Below are 19,489 nucleotides of genomic sequence, written 5' to 3'. Positions count from 1 at the left end.
TTTATACCAGTCTGATAATTTCTCCTACAGTCAGTTCCGGATTCTCTGTCCCCTTAAACATGATCCTGCAAAGATAATAATACAGATATTCCAGATCCTCTCTGCTGACCGCCTTCACCTGATGTTCAAAATTAAAGTCCAGTCCATTGTCTTCCGGGCGGTGCATGACTGTCAGATACATCGCCTGCGTGGTAGCCCCGTTGGGGTACCACCGGGTTTTATAGCGGATGCCGCCCAGCTTATCCAGCCCCTTCTCCTGAAGTGTCAGCGGCTGATATGTCAATGCCATTGGCTCATAGGTTGCTCCGTCCTTCTGCGGATATTTCTTCCCTCGATGAGCAAAATAAGCTACCGGGTCATAATTTGCATGACGGAAATATTCATTCTGCAGATCCCGGATCTCATAAACCCCGTCCAGGAACTTTTTGTCCTCTCCCATGATCGTACGGAACGGGAAGGAATGGATCCTTGTGCCTCCTGATTTCTTTTCTTTCAGAGTGGCCCTCCTGGCGATCGCCGTATTGATAGACACATCATCGTTTCCGTTCATCTTCTGGAAATATGTACGCAGCCCCATCAAAAGCAGGCAGACCAAGGACACATGATACGTCTCACAAAACTCCATCAGCCGTCTGGTAGGCTCTGCCTCCAGATGGAAGATATCCAGCGCCGAGTCTACGGAGTCTGAAACATTGACTGCCGCCCTGGCATCCGGGTTTCCGGTCCTCTTTCTTTCGTCCTCCAGGCGCTGCGGTCCCCGGAGGCCATTATAGATCGGTTCCGGCATATGATCGATCAGATCCTCAAAATATCTTGCGTCTCTGGCCTGCGCTTTACTGCCTGCCTCATAGGCCAGATCCTTTTTTACCTGTTCGATATATGAAGCCATGTCCTTCGGATACGGCACACCATCATATTTAGCACTGCAATACAATTCGATCACATCTTTTAAAAAGCAGATCAGCGACTGGGCGTCCGCCGTCATATGATCGATCAGAAGATAAAGACCATTAAAACCGTCCGGCATCTTAATCATAACAATCCGGTTCATTGGAGAATCCTGACGCTTAAACGGCACCTGTGTCCACTTCTGCATCTGGCTTTCCGCCTCTTCCATGGTCCGGTCTGAAAAATCCACAAACTCGATATCTCTTTCTTCCTTAGCAACCACATATTGGTACCAGGTACCTTCTTTATCTTTTGCAAACCGAAGACGCATACTCTCTGCCCGGTCATACGCCTTATAGATCGACTGTTTCAGAACCTCCCAGTCAATTTCCGTCTCAATCGTAAGACTGGTTCCGATATTCAGTACCTCCTTCTTAGGACAGAAATCATAATAGAAAAAGTGAAATTTCTGCGCTGCCGTCAGCGGGTATACAGGATAGCCTTTTCTTTTCCTCATCATCGGATCACACCTCCAATAAACTCTGTCATAGCCTTTTCATATTGTTCCATGTCTCTGTAATAGCTCTCTCCGTGAGCCGCATCTTTTATGATCACCATTTTTGCGGGTGATTTGCAGTTCGAATAAATTTCCCTGCACATATAACAGGGAACAAAATTATCCTTTTCTCCGTGGATCAAAAGGATAGGGATCTTCGCCTTTCTGACTTCCCGCTTTGCGTTACACTCGTCAAGCCCATATCCGGCTCTCTTTCTATTTACACAGTCTGCAATCTGGATCATGGGAAATGCAGGCAGATGATACCAGGATCTGAGCACATGGGAGAAAACCTCCTTGGCAGACGTAAATCCACAGTCAGAAATAATACCCTTTATCTGTCCGGGCAACGCCAGACCCGATGCCATCAAAACGGTTGCCCCTCCCATCGATGTCCCATGCAAAAGGATCTGTACCTCATCCGTGCATCTTTTTACCGCCCAGTCGATCCAGCGCATCAGGTCACGCCTGTCCAGGCATCCAAACCCCACGTACTCGCCTTCGCTCTTTCCGTGGGCTCTGGCATCCGGAAGAAGCATTGCATAGCCTCTTTTCAGATAGTAGTCAGATAATCCCACATAATCGCTCATTCCCTGGCTGGTATAGCCATGCAGGCAGATGGCAAGCTTCTTTGCGCCGCCTGTCCCCGGAAAGAATGTGCCATGAAGCTTAAGTCCGTCTTCTGACATAATCTCTGCCTCCTCATGAGGCTGGGACATCATCCAGGCTTTCCGCTCCTTCAGAAGATCAGCATACCTGCTCCAGTCCGTCCCTGACATCTTCATGGTATCTTCCACCTTCATCCTGTTGCGCTTCATGACCCGGCGGTAAAAATAGGCTGTTCCTCCCGCTGTCGCCGCCGATGCCGCTCCCGCCATAAACAGGAGACCTTTCCACCACTTCTGCATAGACACGCCTCCTTCCGGCTTTTATTTCTTATGGCTTTCTATCAGACTCTTCAACTTTAGTGCCTTATCAATATTTCCCTCTACCCTAAGCTTCCGAAGAGTGACCGCCAGAATCGGATCCATTTCTCCATCTGCAATCTTGCGAAGTGTCTGTGCGCTGCAGATAAACATTGCATCCCGGTCATAATACTCATAGGGTTCTACATACAGTTTCCCTTCTTTCACCTCTATATAGAAAATCCCTTCTGCCTCTCCCGTAATATTGAACTGGTAAGCCAGATGCTCCCGGATCCCGCTTACATCTGCTTCCATAAATCTTCCTTTGATTTCCGAAAAAAATTCAGCGTATGTCATATCTTCCTCCTTATTTTTTTTGACATTTTTCGACCATTGGTCGATAATTCTTTATAAGTAAATTACCAACTTTTCGACTATTGGTCAATATTTCTGGACGCAAAATTTTCGGCAAAAAAAAGGGGTTTTTTAGGTACATTTTTCTACTTGCATTCTTTATTTCCCACGTGCTATACTGATACTTAATTCTGAGACCTTTTCACATAGCATTAGATGAATTGCTTTTCTATTGATTTTGAAAAAAGGAACGTGAACAGACATGGCTAATCAGACAAAATATAATCAGATACTGGACGCTCTCCAGACACTTCTGGCAAAGAAAAATATCCAGACTATCTCCGTCAGCGAGATTGCCCAGACTGCCGGAATCGGGAAAGGCAGTATATATTACTATTTCCCGTCCAAATCCGCAATACTGGAGGCATTGATCGAGCGCAGCTACCAGCCGTCTCTTATGACCGCTCACCAGCTTACACAGCAAAAGGACATCTCACCCTTCACCCGGATGGCCCAGATCTTTCAGGCTTGCCGGGATTCCTCCAGAGACTTTCTGTCCAAAGACAGCCAGGTTTCCCCTCTGGATGAGCGCGAGCGTTCGTTTCTCCATCAGAAGTACCTGCATCATCTGATCACGGAGCTGAAGCCTGATCTGACAGAAATCATCTGTCAGGGCATTGAGCGTGGAGAAATTCACTTTGACTACCCTTCCGCTCTCTCCGAAATCGTACTGATCGTTCTGACAGTCAAGATAGATAATACTCTCCTCCCCTCTTCCAGAGAGGAGATTGAAGATACGATACAGGGACTTATTTCCCTTCTTGAAAAAGGAACCGGCAATCCTTCCGGCTCCCTGAACTTTTTAAAAGTATAGAAAAGGCGCCGGCACATGCCGACGCTTTTCATTTATGACTGGATTAGAATAACTGCCTCATAGGGCCTTAGCTTTTTACTCCATTCTCCCGGATAGTTATGGATCAGCACTTCTGCATCCACCCATTCCGCCAGAAGAGGACACTCTGCCTGTTCTCCCGAGAAATTTGCACATACCAGCATCCGGCTATCCCCGTTTGTCCTGGTGTAGGCAAAGATCTTCTCATCTTCCGGCATCAACAATTCAAACTTTCCATCTACAAATACCGGATATTCTTTTCTTAAACGAATCAGTTTCTGATAGAAATAAAAGACAGAATCCTGATCCTCTAACTCTTCCCTGGCATTGATCGTTGTATAGTTGGGATTGACTTCGATCCATGGCGTTCCCGCTGTAAATCCCGCGTTCGCAGTTCCGTCCCACTGCATAGGGGTTCTGGCATTATCCCGGCCTCTTGCATATATGGATTTCATGACATCATCCTTGTCATAACCTGCCTCTATGCGTTCTTTATACATGTTTACAGACTCAATGTCTTTATAATGACTGATATCCGCAAATTTTACATTGGTCATGCCAAGCTCTTCGCCCTGATAAATGTAAGGTGTTCCCTGCATGCCATGGAGAAGCGCCGCCAGCATTTTTGCTGATTCCACCCGGTATTCCCGGTCATTGCCCCATCTTGACACGATCCTCGGAAGATCATGGTTGTCCCAGAAGAGACTGTTCCATCCTCGTCCGTACAGGCCGGTCTGCCATTTTGCCAGTACCTTTTTCAGCTTCACAAACGGCAGCGGAGCCAGATCCCATTTCTCTTTTCCTTCCTGCTGGTCCAGACCGATATGCTCGAACTGGAATACCATGGAAAATTCGTTTCCGTTAGGGTTACTGTAAAGCTTTGCCCGTTCCACATCCGCGCCCCAGGCCTCGCCTACGGTGATCAGTTCTCCCTTCTGGAAGGTCTCGCGGCTCATTTCCCGGATAAATGCATGGAGCATAGGGCCGTTCGCCGTAATCTCAAGATCCGGTTCCTTTGCGATCTGATCGATCACGTCCAGACGGAATCCGCCCACACCTTTGTCCATCCACCAGAGGATCATATCATAGATCTCCCGGCGAACCTTCTCATTTTCCCAGTTCAGATCCGGCTGTTTTACCGAAAACTGATGGAAATAATACTGTCCAAGCTCCGGCACCCACTCCCAGGCCGAACCGCCAAAGGAGGCTCTCATTTCATTAGGCGGCGTGTCCTCTGTCCCGTCTCTCCAGACATAGTAATCATGATAAGGATTATCCTTGCTCTTTTTCGCCTCCAGGAACCATCTGTGCTCATCCGAGGTATGGTTCAGCACCAGATCCATGATGATGCGGATCCCGTGATCCTTTGCTTTCCGGATCAGCTCCTCCATATCCTCTAATGTTCCAAACATAGGATCAATGTCCTGGTAATCAGAAATATCATATCCGTTATCGTCCTGCGGGGAACGACATACCGGTGAGAGCCAGATGGCGTCAATTCCCAGTTTCTCCAGATATGGGAGACGCTCCATGATTCCTTTCAGATCTCCGATCCCATCTCCGTTGCTGTCCTGAAAGCTTCTCGGATAAATCTGGTAAACTACCGCATGTTTCCACCATTTGTCCTGTGTCTTTACCATGCTTTCTCCTCCTTTTCCTCTCCTGCACTTTTATATTGCCGGGGCAAAAGCCCCGGATACTCCCTGCGGCTTAACTCCGCTGAAACAGATGCCGCAGATGTTTCATTTCCTTCTCCGCTCTTCCGAAATCAGGAAGATGCCATTCCCAGTTTGGCGAGCCCACTGTTCCCGGAATATTCATATGCCCCTCTCTTCCAAGCCCCAGGATGTCCTGAAGGGGTACGATGGCATATTCGGCCGGGCTTGCAAAGGTATATCCAAGCAGCCTTTCCTTAACGGAACCCGTGCCAAAGCCTTCTGTTCTCAAGAAGCGGCGAACCTTGCGTTTTGCCGCTTTTGTCAGATTCTGATACCATTCCATCAGTGTATCGTTATCATGAGTTCCGGTATAGATGATCATGTTTTTTTCATCCGCAATGCCGTCACAAGCCCGTTTTCTCCATGTCTCAATCGCAAATACCAGTATCTTCATGCCCTTCAGATGATAGTGCTTCTTGAGAGTCATGACTTCCGGCCGCAGTTCTCCCAGATCTTCCGCTACCAGTTCCATCTTTGGAAAGCTTTCTGTCAGAAGATCCAGCACCTCATATCCAGGTGCCTCGATCCACTCTCCTTCGATAGCAGTCGGACAGGAGGACGGGATTTTCCAGAATGTGTCAAAAGCCCGGAAATGATCGATCCTTACGATATCGAACAGCTTTCCGCTGTAGCCGATCCTGTCCATCCAGAACTGGTATCCGCTTTCTTTCATGTGCTCCCAGTCATAAATCGGATTGCCCCAACGCTGTCCGGTAGCACTGAAATAATCAGGCGGTACTCCTGCGATAAAAATCGGCCTTCCATCGGTGTCCAGGAGAAAATTATCTTTTCCGCCCCACACGTCTGCCGAATCCAGTCCTACATAGAAGGGGACATCCCCCATGATACGGATGCCTTTTTCATTTGCGGCTATCTTGACTTTCATCCACTGGCAATAGAAGATATACTGAAGGAATGTGTGGAACCCGGCTTCTTCCTGCTCTTCTCCGGTCAGCTCTCTTTCTCCCTCCGGGAAGTTCTGGTCCTCTGCCTTCCATTCATTCCAGCACACGCCTCCATTCGCCTTTTTCAGAGCACGGAAGGCCGTATAGGTCTTGACCCAGTCTAAAGCTGCAAAGGCTTGATACTCCGGATCCTCATCCTGTTTCTTTTCCTTGAAGCTCTGGTAGGCAGTTCTTAAGACCGGCTGCTTAAATGCCCGGACCGCTTCATAGTCCACCCGCTTTTCTTCTGTCCGGAAAGGCTCCGGCAGCTCCTTCAAAAGCCCAGCTTCCGCCAGAAGCTCCAGGCTGATATAAAGCTCGTCTCCCGCATAGGAAGAGTAGGGCTGATAGGGAGAATTGCCATAGCCCAGGGGATTTAGGGGCAGTATCTGCCATATGGTGATCCCCGCCTCATGCATCAGGTCGATCCACTGGTATGCGGCCGCCCCCAGCTCTCCCACTCCGGTGCGGGACGGGAGAGCAGATACCGGCATCAGGATTCCTGCTTCTTTCATCTTCTTTTCGTCTCCTTTTTATTCTTTAAGACCCGCTCCCGCGAGTCTTTTTTACTTAAGATAAATGCCAGATGTCTTTGTCATACTCGGCAATAGTCCGGTCAGAAGAGAAGTATCCGGCTTTTGCGATATTTACCATCATCTTCTTTGCCCAGCTCTTTTCATCTTCGTAATCGTTCAGCATCTGTTCCTTGGTCTTAATATAATCCTTCAGATCCAGAAGGGTCATGAACCAGTCTTTGCTTACCAGTTCCTTATAAAGTCTTCCCAGGTTCACCGGATCACCGATCATGATCATCTCCTTGCTGATGATAAAGTCTACCAGCTCTTCGATCTCGGGATCGCTCTCATAAATCTTGCGGGAATGATATCCGCTCTGTGCATACAGATCGATGACCTTCTCAGATCTGGCTCCGAACACATAAATGTTGTCGTCTCCTACCAGCTCATGGATTTCTACATTGGCGCCGTCTTCTGTTCCCAGAGTTACCGCTCCGTTCAGCATGAACTTCATGTTTCCGGTACCGGATGCCTCCTTGGAAGCAAGGGAGATCTGCTCAGAAATATCGCAGGCCGGAATCAGCTTTTCTGCCTTCGTTACGTTATAGTTTTCCACCATCACGATCCTTAAGTACGGGCTTACTTCCGGATCATTCTTTACCAGCTCCTGCAGGCACAGGATCAGGTGGATGATGTCCTTTGCGATAGTATAGGCCGGAGCCGCCTTTGCGCCGAAGATCATCGTGATCGGACGTTTCGGCAGGTTGCCCTTCTTGATCTCTTTATATTTATAGATCGCATACAATGCATTCATCTGCTGTCTCTTATACTCATGGAGACGCTTGATCTGAATATCAAAGACAGAATTTTCATCAATCTCTACACCCTGTGTCATCTGAAGATACTTCTTCAGTTCTATCTTCGCATCTTTCTTGATCTCTTTTAATCTGGCGAGTACCTTCTCATCGTCCTGATACTGGAGAAGTTTCTCAAGCTCAGACGCATCCTTCATATATCCGGTACCGATCAGCTCCTTCAGATACTCTGCCAGCTCGTGGTTACAGTGCAGAAGCCACCGTCTGAAGGTGATACCGTTGGTCTTGTTGTTGAACTTCTCCGGATAAATATCATAGAACGGGCGAAGCTCTGATTCCTTTAAGATCTCTGTATGGAGAGCCGCTACACCGTTAACTGCATAGCCATAGTGAATGTCGATGTGAGCCATATGTACCAGCTGGTTCTGATCGATGATATAGACTCTCTCATCATGGAAATCCCGGCGCACTCTTGCGTCCAGCTCCCGGATGATCGGCATCAGCTGCGGCACAACCTGCTCCAGATAATGAACCGGCCATTTTTCCAGCGCTTCCGCCAGGATGGTATGGTTGGTATAAGCGCAGGTCTTGCGTACCACATCGATAGCGGTATCCATATTAAAGCCTTTTTCTGTCGTCAGGATCCTGATCAGCTCAGGAATTACCATTGTCGGATGAGTATCGTTGATCTGGATGCACACGTGCTCATGCAGGTGATACAGGTTTACGCCTCTTTCTTCTGCTTCTTTTAAGATCAGCTGTGCAGCATTGCTGACCATAAAGTACTGCTGATAGATCCTGAGAAGACGTCCTGCATCATCGCTGTCATCCGGATAAAGGAAGAGCGTCAGGTTCTTCTGGATGTCATGCTTATCAAACTGGATGCCATCATGGATGATGCTTTCATCTACCGTATCCAGATCGAATAAATGCAGCTTGTTCTTTCCTTCCTGCTGATATCCCGGCACGTCAATGTCGTACATTGTAGAGGTCAGGGTAAAGTCCTTAAACGGTACCTGGAAATGACAGTCTGTTCTGGTAAGCCAGCTGTCCTTGGAAAGCCAGGGGTTCTTGTCCTCCCACTGCTTGTGGTCCGAGAATTTCTGCAGGAACAATCCTTCGTGGTAGTTCAGGCCCACACCGTCTCCCGGCAGTCCTAACGTAGCGATAGAATCCAGGAAGCAGGCCGCCAGTCTTCCGAGGCCCCCATTCCCAAGAGAAGGCTCCATCTCCGCCTCTTCTACAGCCGTCAGTTCATGTCCGTATTTTGCCAGTACTTCCTTTGTCTCCTCAAACAGTCCCAGGTTGATCAGGTTGTTTGATAAAAGCTTTCCGATCAGGAATTCTGCGGAAATATAATATAGTTTACGCTTGCCGGTGTTTGGCCGGATTGCAGACATTTTTTCTTTTGTGATCGCAAGAAGCGCTGTATAGATCTCTGCATCTGAAGCGCTTTCCATATCCTTCTGAAATAAATCCTGTAACTTCTGTTTCAGTTCCTGTTCCATAGTGATTGATCTCCTTTCCATTTCATGGCCTTGCTGCCCATGGTGCCTTTTTATTATACCATTTTTTCCCTAGCTTAAATACGAAAATTTTCTTTTAGAAGTTTCGTATTGTTTCGTTATGTCTTCATATTAATCGATTGAGATTCATTCGTCAATCACTTTTTTACTTTTTTCTCTATTCTTTAACCCGGTCTTGTTTTCTTTCTCTTCCGAGGCTATAATATGGCTATAATTCAAAGTTTTTCATTATTTTTTGAAGGAGGGAATGAAGCGTTGGCTACCATACAGGAGATCGCAGACCGGCTGGGCATTTCAAAGGGAACTGTGTCCAAAGCATTGAACGGTGCGTCCGATATTAGCGAAACTTTACAAAAAACCGTCATTGAAACTGCGGTGGAAATGGGCTATCACAAGCTGCGCCGTCCCGGCGGGCTCCGGAAACTGTGTGTCCTCATCGCAAATATGGAATATACAGAGCCTCATCATTTCGGCCACGAACTGATCCTGGGCTTTCGCCAGATGGCCGAGCCTGCCGGCTATACCGTGGATATCGTACCTGCGACAGATGCGCTGCAGGCGTCCATATCCTACGACGCTTTCATGCTGCAGCATGATTACCTGGGCGCATTTATCCTGGGATTCTCTCTTTCCGACCCCTGGATGAAACATTTTCCCACAAGCCGCACCCCGGCTGTGCTCTACGATAACTATGTTTCTTCCAATCCCTGTATGGCTTCGGTAGGGATCGACAACCGGGAGGGCATGGAACTGGCCGTGTCCCATCTAAAGCGGCTGGGGCATACCCGGATCGGCTACTTAAGCCACGCCCTGGATTCCCATATCATGCAGGTGCGGCGGGAAGCCTTCTTCCAGTCCATGCGCCGTCAGGGGCTTTTTGCTGACGAGTCCCTGACCGGAAGCTCCCACTATATCGCCCACTGCATGGAAAAATATCTGCCCCGCCTTCTGTACGAGCAGCAGGTGACCGCCATCATCTGCAGCCACGACCAGATCGCAAACGCGGCAATGATCCAGTGCCAGCAGATGGACTTCCGGATTCCGGAAGATGTCAGCATCGTCGGCTTCGACGACCTTCCTATCTGCGCCTACACCTCTCCGCCGCTGACCACAATCCGCCAGAACCGCCTGCTGCTCGGCAAAAGCGGCTACTACGCCCTGGAAAGCCTGCTGAACGGCATTCCTATCGGGACCTTGCTGCTGCACGCAGAGCTGGTAGTGCGAAACTCTACGAATCAGGTTTCCTACGAGTAGGGACACCCCAAACAGCGAAGGGGGACGTACACTTTTGCAAAAAGTGTACGTCCCCCTTCGTTACCGGATCCGTATCTTCTGCCCCGGATAGATCAGATTCGGATTCGCAATCCCGTTGATCTGTGCCAGGTGCTGATACGTGGTGCCGTACTTTAGTGCGATTCCACTTAAGGTATCTCCGCTTTTTACGGTATAGACCACCGTCCCGCCGCTACCTGAACCAGCCGGGCTTCCGGCGGCGTACGCATCCCAGGCGGCGCGGTCTCCGTAAAATACATTCAAATCCAGATCATCGCTGTAGCCTGAGAGCCGGCCGCTGGCTGTATACTGATACAGTGCCGCAAATTTCCAGGCGCCGGTCCCGCCAATGATCGGGGCATCCGGATTATAACCCATTGCCGTACTGCCGGCATAATAGCCCGCATTCCAAAGGCCATAGTCGCCGTTTGCCACCGAAGACCAGTCGTAGCCATTCACCGTACCGTTATTCATATAGATCACCGGCTTCACACCGGTCAGCTGCCGCACCCGGTCCAGCCATTCTTTCGCCCAGGCCGGACCTCTGGACACGCCGCTTCCTTCCCAGTCCAGTGCGAGAAGCGCCTTTCCGATATATCCTTTGATATTGTTGACAAAGTATTCTGCTTCTTGCGAAGCGCCATTCTTTCCGGCAAAATGATAGACTCCGAGCTTTTTACCAAGTTTCAGGCCCTGCTGATATGCACGGTCGCAGTCCGGATTTACATAAGTCAGTCCTTCAGTTGCCTTTATGATCACAAAATCGCAGGGCACCTTCGCAAGGTCGATCCCGCTCTGCCAGCTGGAAATATCGATTCCATTCATACTCATACCTCTTGGCTCCTTTCCATGAAAGCTTTTTCATCTTTCAATACCAGCATATGGGACCAGTTCCGGAAATGTTCCTTACTCTTCTCAGGCTCTTAAGATAACTCTCCGCATGACTCTGCACAGAGCTGCTTCGACCAGAAAAGCTTAAAAAACAGGCTCTTATAAAATATTCATTCTATAAAAGCCCGTCTTACTATTTTACGCTATCACATCCTGTTCAAGAACTATTCTGTCACAAAAGCTGCTGATACTTCTGCGTTCTTCGCGCCATCCTCGATGATAAACAGATTATCTGTATCAAAGCCTGCATCCTTCATAACTGAAATAGCTGTCTTTGCGCAGTTATTTCCGCTGTAGCACAGAATATAAACCGGTTTTTCCGGATCCATCTCGCCAGTTGCCAACTCATACATCTGTGTCTGTGCCTCTGCATCCTCGATCTCCTTCAGATTACACTGCAGTGAACCTTCCAGGTGGCCTGCCGCATATGTCTCATCATCCCTGACGTCCAGGAACTGAACCTCGTCATCTCCTACCGCAGCCACTGCATCTTCACCGGATACATACTGCCACTCAATATTTTCCTCCGTACGATTGGTAGTCAGCGCTCCGTCTACTTCCGCAAGAGCTTTTGCTCCCCCCTCTACTGTAAACAGACGTGACGGATCAATCCCGGACTCTGTCAGAACTTCTGTTGCCTTTTCTGCTCCTTTTGCTCCACTGTTGCAAATAATATAAATATCTTTATCATCCCCAAAGTTTGCATCTGCATACTCTGTCATGGCTTCTGCCAGAGAATCGTCCTCCAGCGGGAAGATCGGGCACCATTCTGAATTTGCCACTCTGCCGCCTACATAATTTGCCCATTCTCTGACATCCAGCACATGTGTATCCCCCGCCTTTGCCGCTGCAACAGCATCCTCGGCGGACACATATCCATCTGAAGCCTCTTCGCTTTCTTCACCTGACGTCTCTTCAGCTGTCGTCTCTTCAGCAGATTCTCCGGACGTTTCCTCACCTCCTGATCCGCAGGCGGTTATCAGCGCTGCAGTCAGTGCAGAAGCCATCAGTAATGCTGCAATTTTCCTTTTCATTTCTTTTTCCTCCTTTACACTTTGGTATCACTGCTATTATAAATGGGGTCTCTTCTGTATTTCAATTAAATTGTCAGAATTTTCTATAGATTTTAGCCAACTGTCTTATTGGCTTTTTCTATAACTACTGCCCCCGTTTTCTGAACGCATTTACATCACGGCTATCCGGAAATAAACGCTTCCATCCGTTTCAGGAACCCGTCATCCAGATATGCCTCCAGCTTTCGGAATGTAGAAAGGTTAAAGATCTCCTTATCTGGGTTCTGGTACTGCACCCATGCCATTGCACACCATGTAATCCCTCTCAGGCAGGTTACAGGAATATAGATCCCAGTTCTTTCCTTCAGACCTGTCACATCAAATCTCCCATCCACCCTGCGGATATATTCATGAATAAATCTGTTCATTTGTTCCTTCTCAAGGATCACATCCGTCTTCCAGAAGGTCGTGGTGGGCGCCAGATAATGTCCCAGATCCTGAGCCGGATCTCCGTACAAAGGCTTTTCCCAGTCAATCAGATAATCCCGTCCATCCTTATTGATCAAAAAATTCGTAGAATTCAATTCCGTATTAATACAGCAAAAATATGGGATCTCACCTAATCCATCCACTTTCTTCCATCCCTGATCCAGAAGCTTTCTGATTTTTCTCTTTTTTTCCTCGTCTGCCAGATCAGATTCCACATAGACCCTGAACATCTTTTCACATTCCTCAAGAATTGCCTGAAGTGGATTCTCCGGGCTAAGCAGCGAATGCTCTTCCGGAAGTTTTATGCTGTGAATATCCGCCAGGCAACCGGCTCCCCGGAAAAGCTCTGTCTCATAATTCATCGCATGACCGGGTAGATATTCCATAACCATCACCCCATAAGGAAGGAAATCCTTCCTGCCGTCCACATAAAATGGCCGGGGTGTGCGCCCCGAATCCGAAAGCAGCTGAAGCGCTCTGTATTCATAACCGATCTGATCCTCCAGGTGCATCTGGCTTCCAAAATTAACCCGGAGCAGCATTTTCTGCCCGCTGGCAGGATGACAGAAAACATAATTCCGGTTATATTCCCCCTGTGCCAGCAGTTCATAGGTTTCTGTTATTTTCTCCGGAAGTCCCAGCGCTTCCCGGTATCGTTCCGATCTTACATACTCTTTTAACCCTTCCGTCCGTTCCATACGTTCCTCCGTTTTCCGCCAGGATCAGCGCACATCCCTGTACATTTCCGCAAGCCGTTCTGCCGGCACGCCGTCCCGGTACATTTTTCTAAGCCGGTTCATCTTCCACATCAACTTAAGCTTCGGCACCGTTCCTTTCGGGAACCGCCGGTCTGATGTATAGATCCTGCGGTCTGCCATTCCCAGTTTTACATGCATTTTCTTCAGCGTCAGTGAAAACTGATAATCTTCCATAATCGGAATCTCCGGAAATCCCCCGGCTTCAAAAAACAGCTCTCTGTCTATAAAGATCCCCTGATCCCCAAACATGACTTTCCGGTCTTTTACCCGGTGATTGGAGATTATCCGGCATGTAAACATAAAAAAATGACATGAGTGGAATGCGATCCCGAAACATCCCGCACGGTGATCCCGCATAACCTTTCGGATCCGGGCCAGCGGATGCGGCGGAAGCTCACTGTCACAGTGAAGGAAAAACAATATGTCCCCGGTACTCTTTTCCGCTCCCAGATTCATTTGAAAAGCACGTCCTTTTGGCGACTTCAGCACCTCGATCCAGGCGGGGATCCTCTCAAGGGTACCGTCCGTACTCCCTCCGTCTACCAGCAGGATTTCACACTTCCCTCTAAGAGTTTCCAGCTGCCTTACCATACTGTCAATAGTCCCCGCCTCATTATAGACAGGCACAATAACAGAAATCCAGCTGATCTTTGCCAGATATTTCCCGGTACTGCTCCGTTTCTTCTTAGGGTCCTTCCTCATTCGCTCCCGATATCCCTGAAGATCCGAAACTGTATCCATATCTGCCAGGGTTTCCGTATAACCCACAGTAATCTTTTCCCGCTGCAGGTCCTGTATCGTTTCTTTCAGCACCTTCCCATGTCCGTACGAATCCAGCGCAAAGGCCGCCCGGTAAGGCTTTTTCATTCCTACCAGATAATATCCTCCGTCTGTGGTCTTTCCAAAAACTACATCCTTATTTTCCAGCACTTCAAACGCCTTCTTAAGGCAGCCGCAGCTTATCTCCGGCACGTCTGTTCCGATCAGAAGACATGCGTCATAGCCATTTCCCAGTACCAGGGAAATGGCATGATACATCCTTTCTCCCAGACTTTCTCCATCCTGCGGAATATACCGCTGTCTGCCAAAAATCTGCTTTAGCCGCAAAAGGTTCCCCTCCGGAGAATAGCTCACAAAAATATCCGCTGATATTTTCTTACATTCCCGGAAAATATCCTTAAGAAAACAGGTATGCAGCTTCGCACACTGAGCAGGTGTAAGGCGGGGCATCATCCGGGTTTTTGTCTTTCCTGGCTCTGGTATTCTGGTGAAAATAATCAATGCCTTTTTCATTTATAAGATCTTCTCCAATATCCTGATCGTATCATCAACAACCTCCGGACAGAACTGAAGCAGTAGTCCTTTTTCCATCACCTTGTCCATCTCTCCCGGCTTTGAAATATCATGCCCCAGGAGTTCCCGACACATACAGGATGGATATTTTTCAAGAAACAGGCGTTTAAATTCTGCCACTTTTTCGGACATAATCCGCTTTTGTTCCTGATCCCCTTTCCGGCTGTGCCCGAAAGTCATCCCAATGACCATCAGCGCCCCCGTCACTGCACCGCAGGTCTCTCCACACATCATCCCTCCCCCAAAGCAGGAGGACATCTTCCTTGCGTCGTCTTCTTCCATTCCCATCCGGTCTGCAAACCGGCCGGTCACAACCTGAGAACAATCAATCCCCTGTATAAATAATTCGCGAATCTCTTCTTGTGTCATATATCTGCCTCCTCTCTAGCCTTCTGTAGCACCCCCGCAGCTGGACCCCTGACCGGCCGTACATCCGTAACAGTGATTTGCCAGGCAGAGTTTTCGTCTCGTATAGGGTCTGCCAAGCATGTCATAAATAGTCTCTCCAGACATCACCGGAAGGTCTGCTGCCTGATTAAAATCACAGTCGTAAAGCTTCCCGTCATATCCTACAGACACCTGAAATCTGCACATCAGTCCGGGGAGTGTACCTGCATTAAAGGCATCTGACAGCTTTTTCATATAGCTTTCCAGGTTGCCGCTGCGTTTCAAAAATGCTTCAAACCGTCCCATTGGATTATTCGTCAGCGTAAAAAGCCGGTTAAACACAATCCCAAAATCAGCTCCAAGCTTTGCTTTATACTCCTTTTCCATCGCACTTTGCACCGGCGGGAAAAAGGCTCCGGCCGGATTATATACCATATTCAGCACTAACCTCGGATCCCTTCCATAGCCAAGGGCGTTCAGTTCCTGTATCACTTCGATCGCCGCGGAAAAGGCGCCGTCTCCTCTGACCCGGTCCATCTCCTTTGCCCGGTAATATGGAAGGGAACACACTATCTCCACCTTGTGATCTGCATAAAATTCCGGCAGATGACGATACTTCTTCTCTTTTAAGATCACCAGATTTGTCCGCACAATCACATGGCTGCATATTTTAACAGCCTCTGATACAAGCCATTCAAAGTGTGGATTCATTTCCGGAGCTCCTCCGGTAATATCAATGGTTCCAACGTTCTGCTCCCTGCATACTGCAAGACAGGCTTCCATTACCTCACGGCTCATTACTTCTGTCCGGTCCGGCCCCGCTTCCATATGGCAGTGCTTACAGGAAAGACTACACAATCTTCCAACATTGATCTGCATTACATCCAGTGTATCTGTGGTATATTTATATTCCTCTTCCGTGATACGGCTTTCAAAATCCGGTATATTTTTCAAACTTTTCAAATCTTCTAAGGCCTGACTCATTTCTTACAGCTCCAGTTTCTTAATAACATTTTTCATCTGTACACCATGTACCAGGGTCGCCCCTCCTCTGATCGCCGCTGCCACATGCACGGCCTCTGTCATCTCTTCCTCACTGACACCCTTGTTCAAACAGTCATTAGTATAGGAATCAATACAGTATGGGCACTGCACCGCATGCGCTACCGCCAGTGCGATAAGAGATTTCTCTCTCTGCGTCAGCGCCCCTTCCGCAAATACAGCTCCATAATAGTCAAAAAACTTCTCTGCAAGAACTGGAGCTTCTTCTCCGATAGTTCCAAACTTTCCAAGGTCTTCAGGGTTGTAATACGTTTCCATTATTTTTCTCCTCCTTTTCTGGTACTTTGCCTGTCCATATATATTTTTCTTAACATTACGACCAGCGCCGATAAAGCGAACAGGATCAGCAATCCCGTCATCAAAAGCTGCGCCCCTCCTGTCAGCATACCGCCCACATAAGAGTAGACGATGGTCGCCGGCAGCTGTCCGATCCCTGTCGCCAGAAAAAACGATCCAAATGACATAGATGTAAGTCCAGCCGCATAACTGACGATGTCAAAAGAAATAAACGGCAGGAGCCGGCAGATCAGAATCGTATTCCGGCCGTATTTTTCAAAAAATGTATCTATCTGGGCAATACCGGCTTTGCTGGTCAGCCGCTCCGCGGCATCTCTCCCCAGAATCCTGGCAATAAAGAAGCAAACTGCTGCTCCTGCCATTGCACTGGACCAGGATAGGATTGCCCCCTGCCACCAGCCAAACAGATTGGCATTTGCAAGCGTCAGAAGAAAGGCGGGAAGCGGTGCCGCTACCGACTGAAAAATCATCAGCAGAAAAGATGCAAGAGCGGCATACGCCCCATAAGAAGCAACAAACTCCCTCACTACATCAAAATCTCCACTGGCAAACATCTTCATTACTCTGTTTATACTGCTGTTTACAGGCGGCACCAAAATGTATACCAGAACTGCCGCCAGGATAATTCCAAGCAGAAGCACTTTTTTAACCCATGTTTTTTCTTTTTTCATAACTTTTCTCCTTCCAGCATCCTGCCTTTATTCGGTTCAGAACCGATTTCTTTACGTCCGGACGCTCTGTTCTCCCCAGGATCTCAGGCAGGATATGGCTGGCATTTCTATATCCTTTTCTAGTCAGGCTGCCGCTGCAGGAAGCACAGTATGTAAAGAAAGATTTCGAGTCTTCCAGTCCCTGCGGCATCTTTCCGGCAAGCTCCGGCTCTTTTACACCTGCACATCCGCCCAGCCCACAGCACTGTACTCCTTCCAGGACGTCTGGCTCTCCGGAGAGAAAGTAACAGATATCTCTGAGCATCTCTTTCTCTTCCCGATCCGGACATGGCGGAAAGATCACTGCTTTTTCCGCAATCTTTTTCCCCAGTCCCAGTTCGTGAAGTTTCCGGTAAACTGTCTTAACCTCTATGGAAAGACGCCCTTTCAGGAAATGATAGCAGTTGGGGCACATCGTCACCACTTCTTCTATCCCTTTTTCTTTCAACCGCTGATCCAGCTGCCTGATGATCCGTCTCTCTTCGTCTTCCATTCCAAGCTCTGCTACCGGTTTTCCACAACAATCGAAAAGAATTCCCATCCCCGCCTCCCTGGCAAGGATCTCCGCCAGATACCGGGTGGTTTCCGGAAAAAAAGAAGGAAAATTACAGCCGGGAAAAAGTATACTTTTTCCCCTGATATTCTTTTCATTGCGGAACCGATAATCCCTTTTCTCCCACAAAAGCATCCCATATCCCTTTTCCGGGACTCTGCCGCCATTCTCTCTGACCTCTTTTTGCCGCATATTCAGGATGACCTGCCGTCCGTCAATTCCTTTCGGACAGACTTCCGTACACCTCCCGCACAGAAAGCAGTGATAAGCAAGCTCTTTCAGCCGCTCTGTATCTCCGATATCAATCCCGTATTTCCCCAGAAACGCACAATGGTTCCGGCAAAGATGACAATGAACGCAGGCTTCTGCATCTGCATATTTAACCTGCTTCTTCACTTTTTGTCCCATCCTTTCCTCCTGCTTTGTCCTCTACATATCGTTTCTTAAAATAAAATCCAATTCCGAGGACAACCGCCGCCAAGATGACTGCAATTCCGATATACAGCACCCGGTTCTTCTCATCTGCAATCCCGGCTGTCCCGATTGTATACATTGCTGTTCCAGGCAGCATAAACACAAAAGATCCTGCCGTGTATGTCCAGAACCCTATATCCGTCACACCATAGGCAAAATTCTGGAGATTATACGGAAACAAGGGCACCAGCCTCGTGATCATCAGGATAAACAGCTGGTTTTTCCCGGATTCGTCAAACAGCCATTTCTTCAGGTACTTATTTTTCATTGCCGCCGGTTTGATGCTGTCTTTCAGGAAAAATCTGCCCGCCACAAACGCCAGCACCGCCCCTGCCGTAGCCCCTATCGAACAGCAGATGGTTCCAAGGGCCGGTCCGAATAACAGGCCTGCAAGGATAGCAAAAGTGATTCCCGGCAAGGCCAGAACCACACTCCCTACAATAGTAACAGCCATATAGATTCCTATGGCTAACGCAAGATTATCCTGCACCATTTTTTCTAAAAATTTCAGGTTGTCAGTGTCTCCCAGATAGGAGGACCACCCAAATATGTAATTTAATATCAGGATCAGGATTACTATCCCGATAAATATCCACAACTTCTTATTTTTCATCAGATTTCTTCCCACACATCAGCACTGCCGCACCGGTCTTTAAAATCTGAACAGCCGCAGCTATCCCAAACAGAAGGCTCAGAAAATAGTAGGCCCTCATGGTCTCTCTGGAGCTGATCACTGTATAAGAAACATAAAGCAGTGTCAGCAAGATCATCACAACATTCATAGATATCAAAAGCTTTCCTGCTTCCCGTTTCCTTTTTAAGAAAAATAAAAATACAAGGATGGTCAGAAGGATCAACACTGCCATCACAGCCATTTTCAAGGTATCCATAGGATAATCTCTCTCCCACCCCTGGTTCTTATAAATTACCCATCTGGCCATCCCCATTTTCTTGTTTGTAAAATAATTGATTATATATGCACCTGCCAATGACGCCGCTTCCAGCAGCACCATCAGAACATATCCCAGCTTTTTCATATTGTCGTCCTCATTTAGCTTGTTCTGTTTTCCATGGAAAATAAGCGCCGCAAAATCCGCAGCGCTTATCACCTTACTCC

At 48.1% G+C, this 19,489-nt stretch carries 19 protein-coding genes; 2 read left to right on the top strand and 17 right to left on the bottom strand.

What is annotated here, in order from left to right:
* Nucleotide 1: 1 nt before the first annotated feature.
* The 3 genes from BKD12_RS07460 to BKD12_RS07450 are packed head-to-tail and all read right to left on the bottom strand — an operon-like array spanning nt 2 to nt 2,706.
* The gene (locus tag BKD12_RS07460) at nt 2-1,405 is read right to left on the bottom strand and encodes a condensation domain-containing protein (RefSeq protein WP_070088785.1); all 1,404 of its coding nucleotides are present in this window, start codon (nt 1,403-1,405) and stop codon (nt 2-4) included.
* Complete coding sequence (locus BKD12_RS07455; protein WP_083262886.1) at nt 1,405-2,352, bottom strand: alpha/beta hydrolase; 948 nt, start codon at nt 2,350-2,352, stop codon at nt 1,405-1,407. The genes BKD12_RS07460 and BKD12_RS07455 overlap by 1 nt, the downstream gene beginning before the upstream one ends.
* A gap of 21 nt (nt 2,353-2,373) precedes the next feature.
* Nucleotides 2,374-2,706, bottom strand: a complete 333-nt coding sequence (locus BKD12_RS07450) for an SCP2 sterol-binding domain-containing protein (protein WP_070088695.1) — start codon at nt 2,704-2,706, stop codon at nt 2,374-2,376.
* 259 nt (nt 2,707-2,965) lie between these two features.
* Here BKD12_RS07450 and BKD12_RS07445 point away from each other — a divergent pair, with 259 nt between their 5' ends.
* Entirely contained in the window at nt 2,966-3,577 is a 612-nt protein-coding gene (locus BKD12_RS07445; RefSeq protein WP_070088694.1) for a TetR/AcrR family transcriptional regulator, read from the top strand.
* 32 nt (nt 3,578-3,609) lie between these two features.
* Here BKD12_RS07445 and BKD12_RS07440 read toward each other — a convergent pair whose 3' ends face one another.
* From BKD12_RS07440 to BKD12_RS07430, 3 genes are all read right to left on the bottom strand, one after another.
* Complete coding sequence (locus BKD12_RS07440; RefSeq protein ID WP_070088693.1) at nt 3,610-5,235, bottom strand: glycoside hydrolase family 13 protein; 1,626 nt, start codon at nt 5,233-5,235, stop codon at nt 3,610-3,612.
* Between the two features lie 70 nt (nt 5,236-5,305).
* Nucleotides 5,306-6,772 (bottom strand): 4-alpha-glucanotransferase, encoded by a 1,467-nt coding sequence (gene malQ, locus BKD12_RS07435; protein WP_070088692.1) that lies wholly within the window; start codon nt 6,770-6,772, stop codon nt 5,306-5,308.
* A 55-nt stretch (nt 6,773-6,827) separates the two neighbouring features.
* Complete coding sequence (locus tag BKD12_RS07430; RefSeq protein ID WP_176730937.1) at nt 6,828-9,095, bottom strand: glycogen/starch/alpha-glucan phosphorylase; 2,268 nt, start codon at nt 9,093-9,095, stop codon at nt 6,828-6,830.
* Between the two features lie 273 nt (nt 9,096-9,368).
* Here BKD12_RS07430 and BKD12_RS07425 point away from each other — a divergent pair, with 273 nt between their 5' ends.
* On the top strand, nt 9,369-10,367 hold the full coding sequence (locus BKD12_RS07425; protein WP_070088691.1) for a LacI family DNA-binding transcriptional regulator: 999 nt from the start codon (nt 9,369-9,371) through the stop codon (nt 10,365-10,367).
* 60 nt (nt 10,368-10,427) lie between these two features.
* Here the strand turns inward: BKD12_RS07425 and BKD12_RS17395 are convergent, their stop codons facing one another.
* From BKD12_RS17395 to BKD12_RS07370, 11 genes are all read right to left on the bottom strand, one after another.
* Entirely contained in the window at nt 10,428-11,216 is a 789-nt protein-coding gene (locus BKD12_RS17395; protein ID WP_083262885.1) for a GH25 family lysozyme, read from the bottom strand.
* A 224-nt stretch (nt 11,217-11,440) separates the two neighbouring features.
* Complete coding sequence (locus BKD12_RS07415) at nt 11,441-12,310, bottom strand: rhodanese-like domain-containing protein (protein ID WP_070088689.1); 870 nt, start codon at nt 12,308-12,310, stop codon at nt 11,441-11,443.
* Between the two features lie 161 nt (nt 12,311-12,471).
* Nucleotides 12,472-13,476: a phosphotransferase family protein gene (locus BKD12_RS07410; RefSeq protein ID WP_070088688.1), complete on the bottom strand. Its 1,005-nt coding sequence runs from the start codon at nt 13,474-13,476 to the stop codon at nt 12,472-12,474.
* Nucleotides 13,477-13,500: 24 nt separating this feature from the next.
* On the bottom strand, nt 13,501-14,829 hold the full coding sequence (locus BKD12_RS07405) for a TIGR04283 family arsenosugar biosynthesis glycosyltransferase (RefSeq protein ID WP_070088687.1): 1,329 nt from the start codon (nt 14,827-14,829) through the stop codon (nt 13,501-13,503).
* The gene (locus BKD12_RS07400; RefSeq protein ID WP_070088686.1) at nt 14,830-15,258 is read right to left on the bottom strand and encodes a C-GCAxxG-C-C family protein; all 429 of its coding nucleotides are present in this window, start codon (nt 15,256-15,258) and stop codon (nt 14,830-14,832) included.
* 15 nt (nt 15,259-15,273) lie between these two features.
* Nucleotides 15,274-16,260 (bottom strand): arsenosugar biosynthesis radical SAM (seleno)protein ArsS, encoded by a 987-nt coding sequence (arsS, locus tag BKD12_RS07395; RefSeq protein ID WP_070088685.1) that lies wholly within the window; start codon nt 16,258-16,260, stop codon nt 15,274-15,276.
* A gap of 3 nt (nt 16,261-16,263) precedes the next feature.
* Entirely contained in the window at nt 16,264-16,596 is a 333-nt protein-coding gene (locus BKD12_RS07390; RefSeq protein ID WP_070088684.1) for an arsenosugar biosynthesis-associated peroxidase-like protein, read from the bottom strand.
* Entirely contained in the window at nt 16,596-17,306 is a 711-nt protein-coding gene (locus BKD12_RS07385; protein ID WP_070088683.1) for a TVP38/TMEM64 family protein, read from the bottom strand. Before BKD12_RS07385 ends, BKD12_RS07390 begins: the two co-directional genes overlap by 1 nt.
* Nucleotides 17,281-18,294, bottom strand: coding sequence for a (Fe-S)-binding protein (locus tag BKD12_RS07380; RefSeq protein WP_408606946.1), 1,014 nt, complete (start codon nt 18,292-18,294; stop codon nt 17,281-17,283). Before BKD12_RS07380 ends, BKD12_RS07385 begins: the two co-directional genes overlap by 26 nt.
* Nucleotides 18,278-18,985 (bottom strand): TVP38/TMEM64 family protein, encoded by a 708-nt coding sequence (locus BKD12_RS07375; RefSeq protein WP_070088681.1) that lies wholly within the window; start codon nt 18,983-18,985, stop codon nt 18,278-18,280. Before BKD12_RS07375 ends, BKD12_RS07380 begins: the two co-directional genes overlap by 17 nt.
* Nucleotides 18,975-19,481 (bottom strand): hypothetical protein, encoded by a 507-nt coding sequence (locus tag BKD12_RS07370; protein WP_083262884.1) that lies wholly within the window; start codon nt 19,479-19,481, stop codon nt 18,975-18,977. Before BKD12_RS07370 ends, BKD12_RS07375 begins: the two co-directional genes overlap by 11 nt.
* Nucleotides 19,482-19,489 lie beyond the last annotated feature (8 nt).

This window comes from Merdimonas faecis, from assembly GCF_001754075.1.
GTDB classification, from domain to species: domain Bacteria; phylum Bacillota; class Clostridia; order Lachnospirales; family Lachnospiraceae; genus Merdimonas; species Merdimonas faecis.
This window is presented reverse-complemented; position numbering and strand designations above follow the sequence as displayed.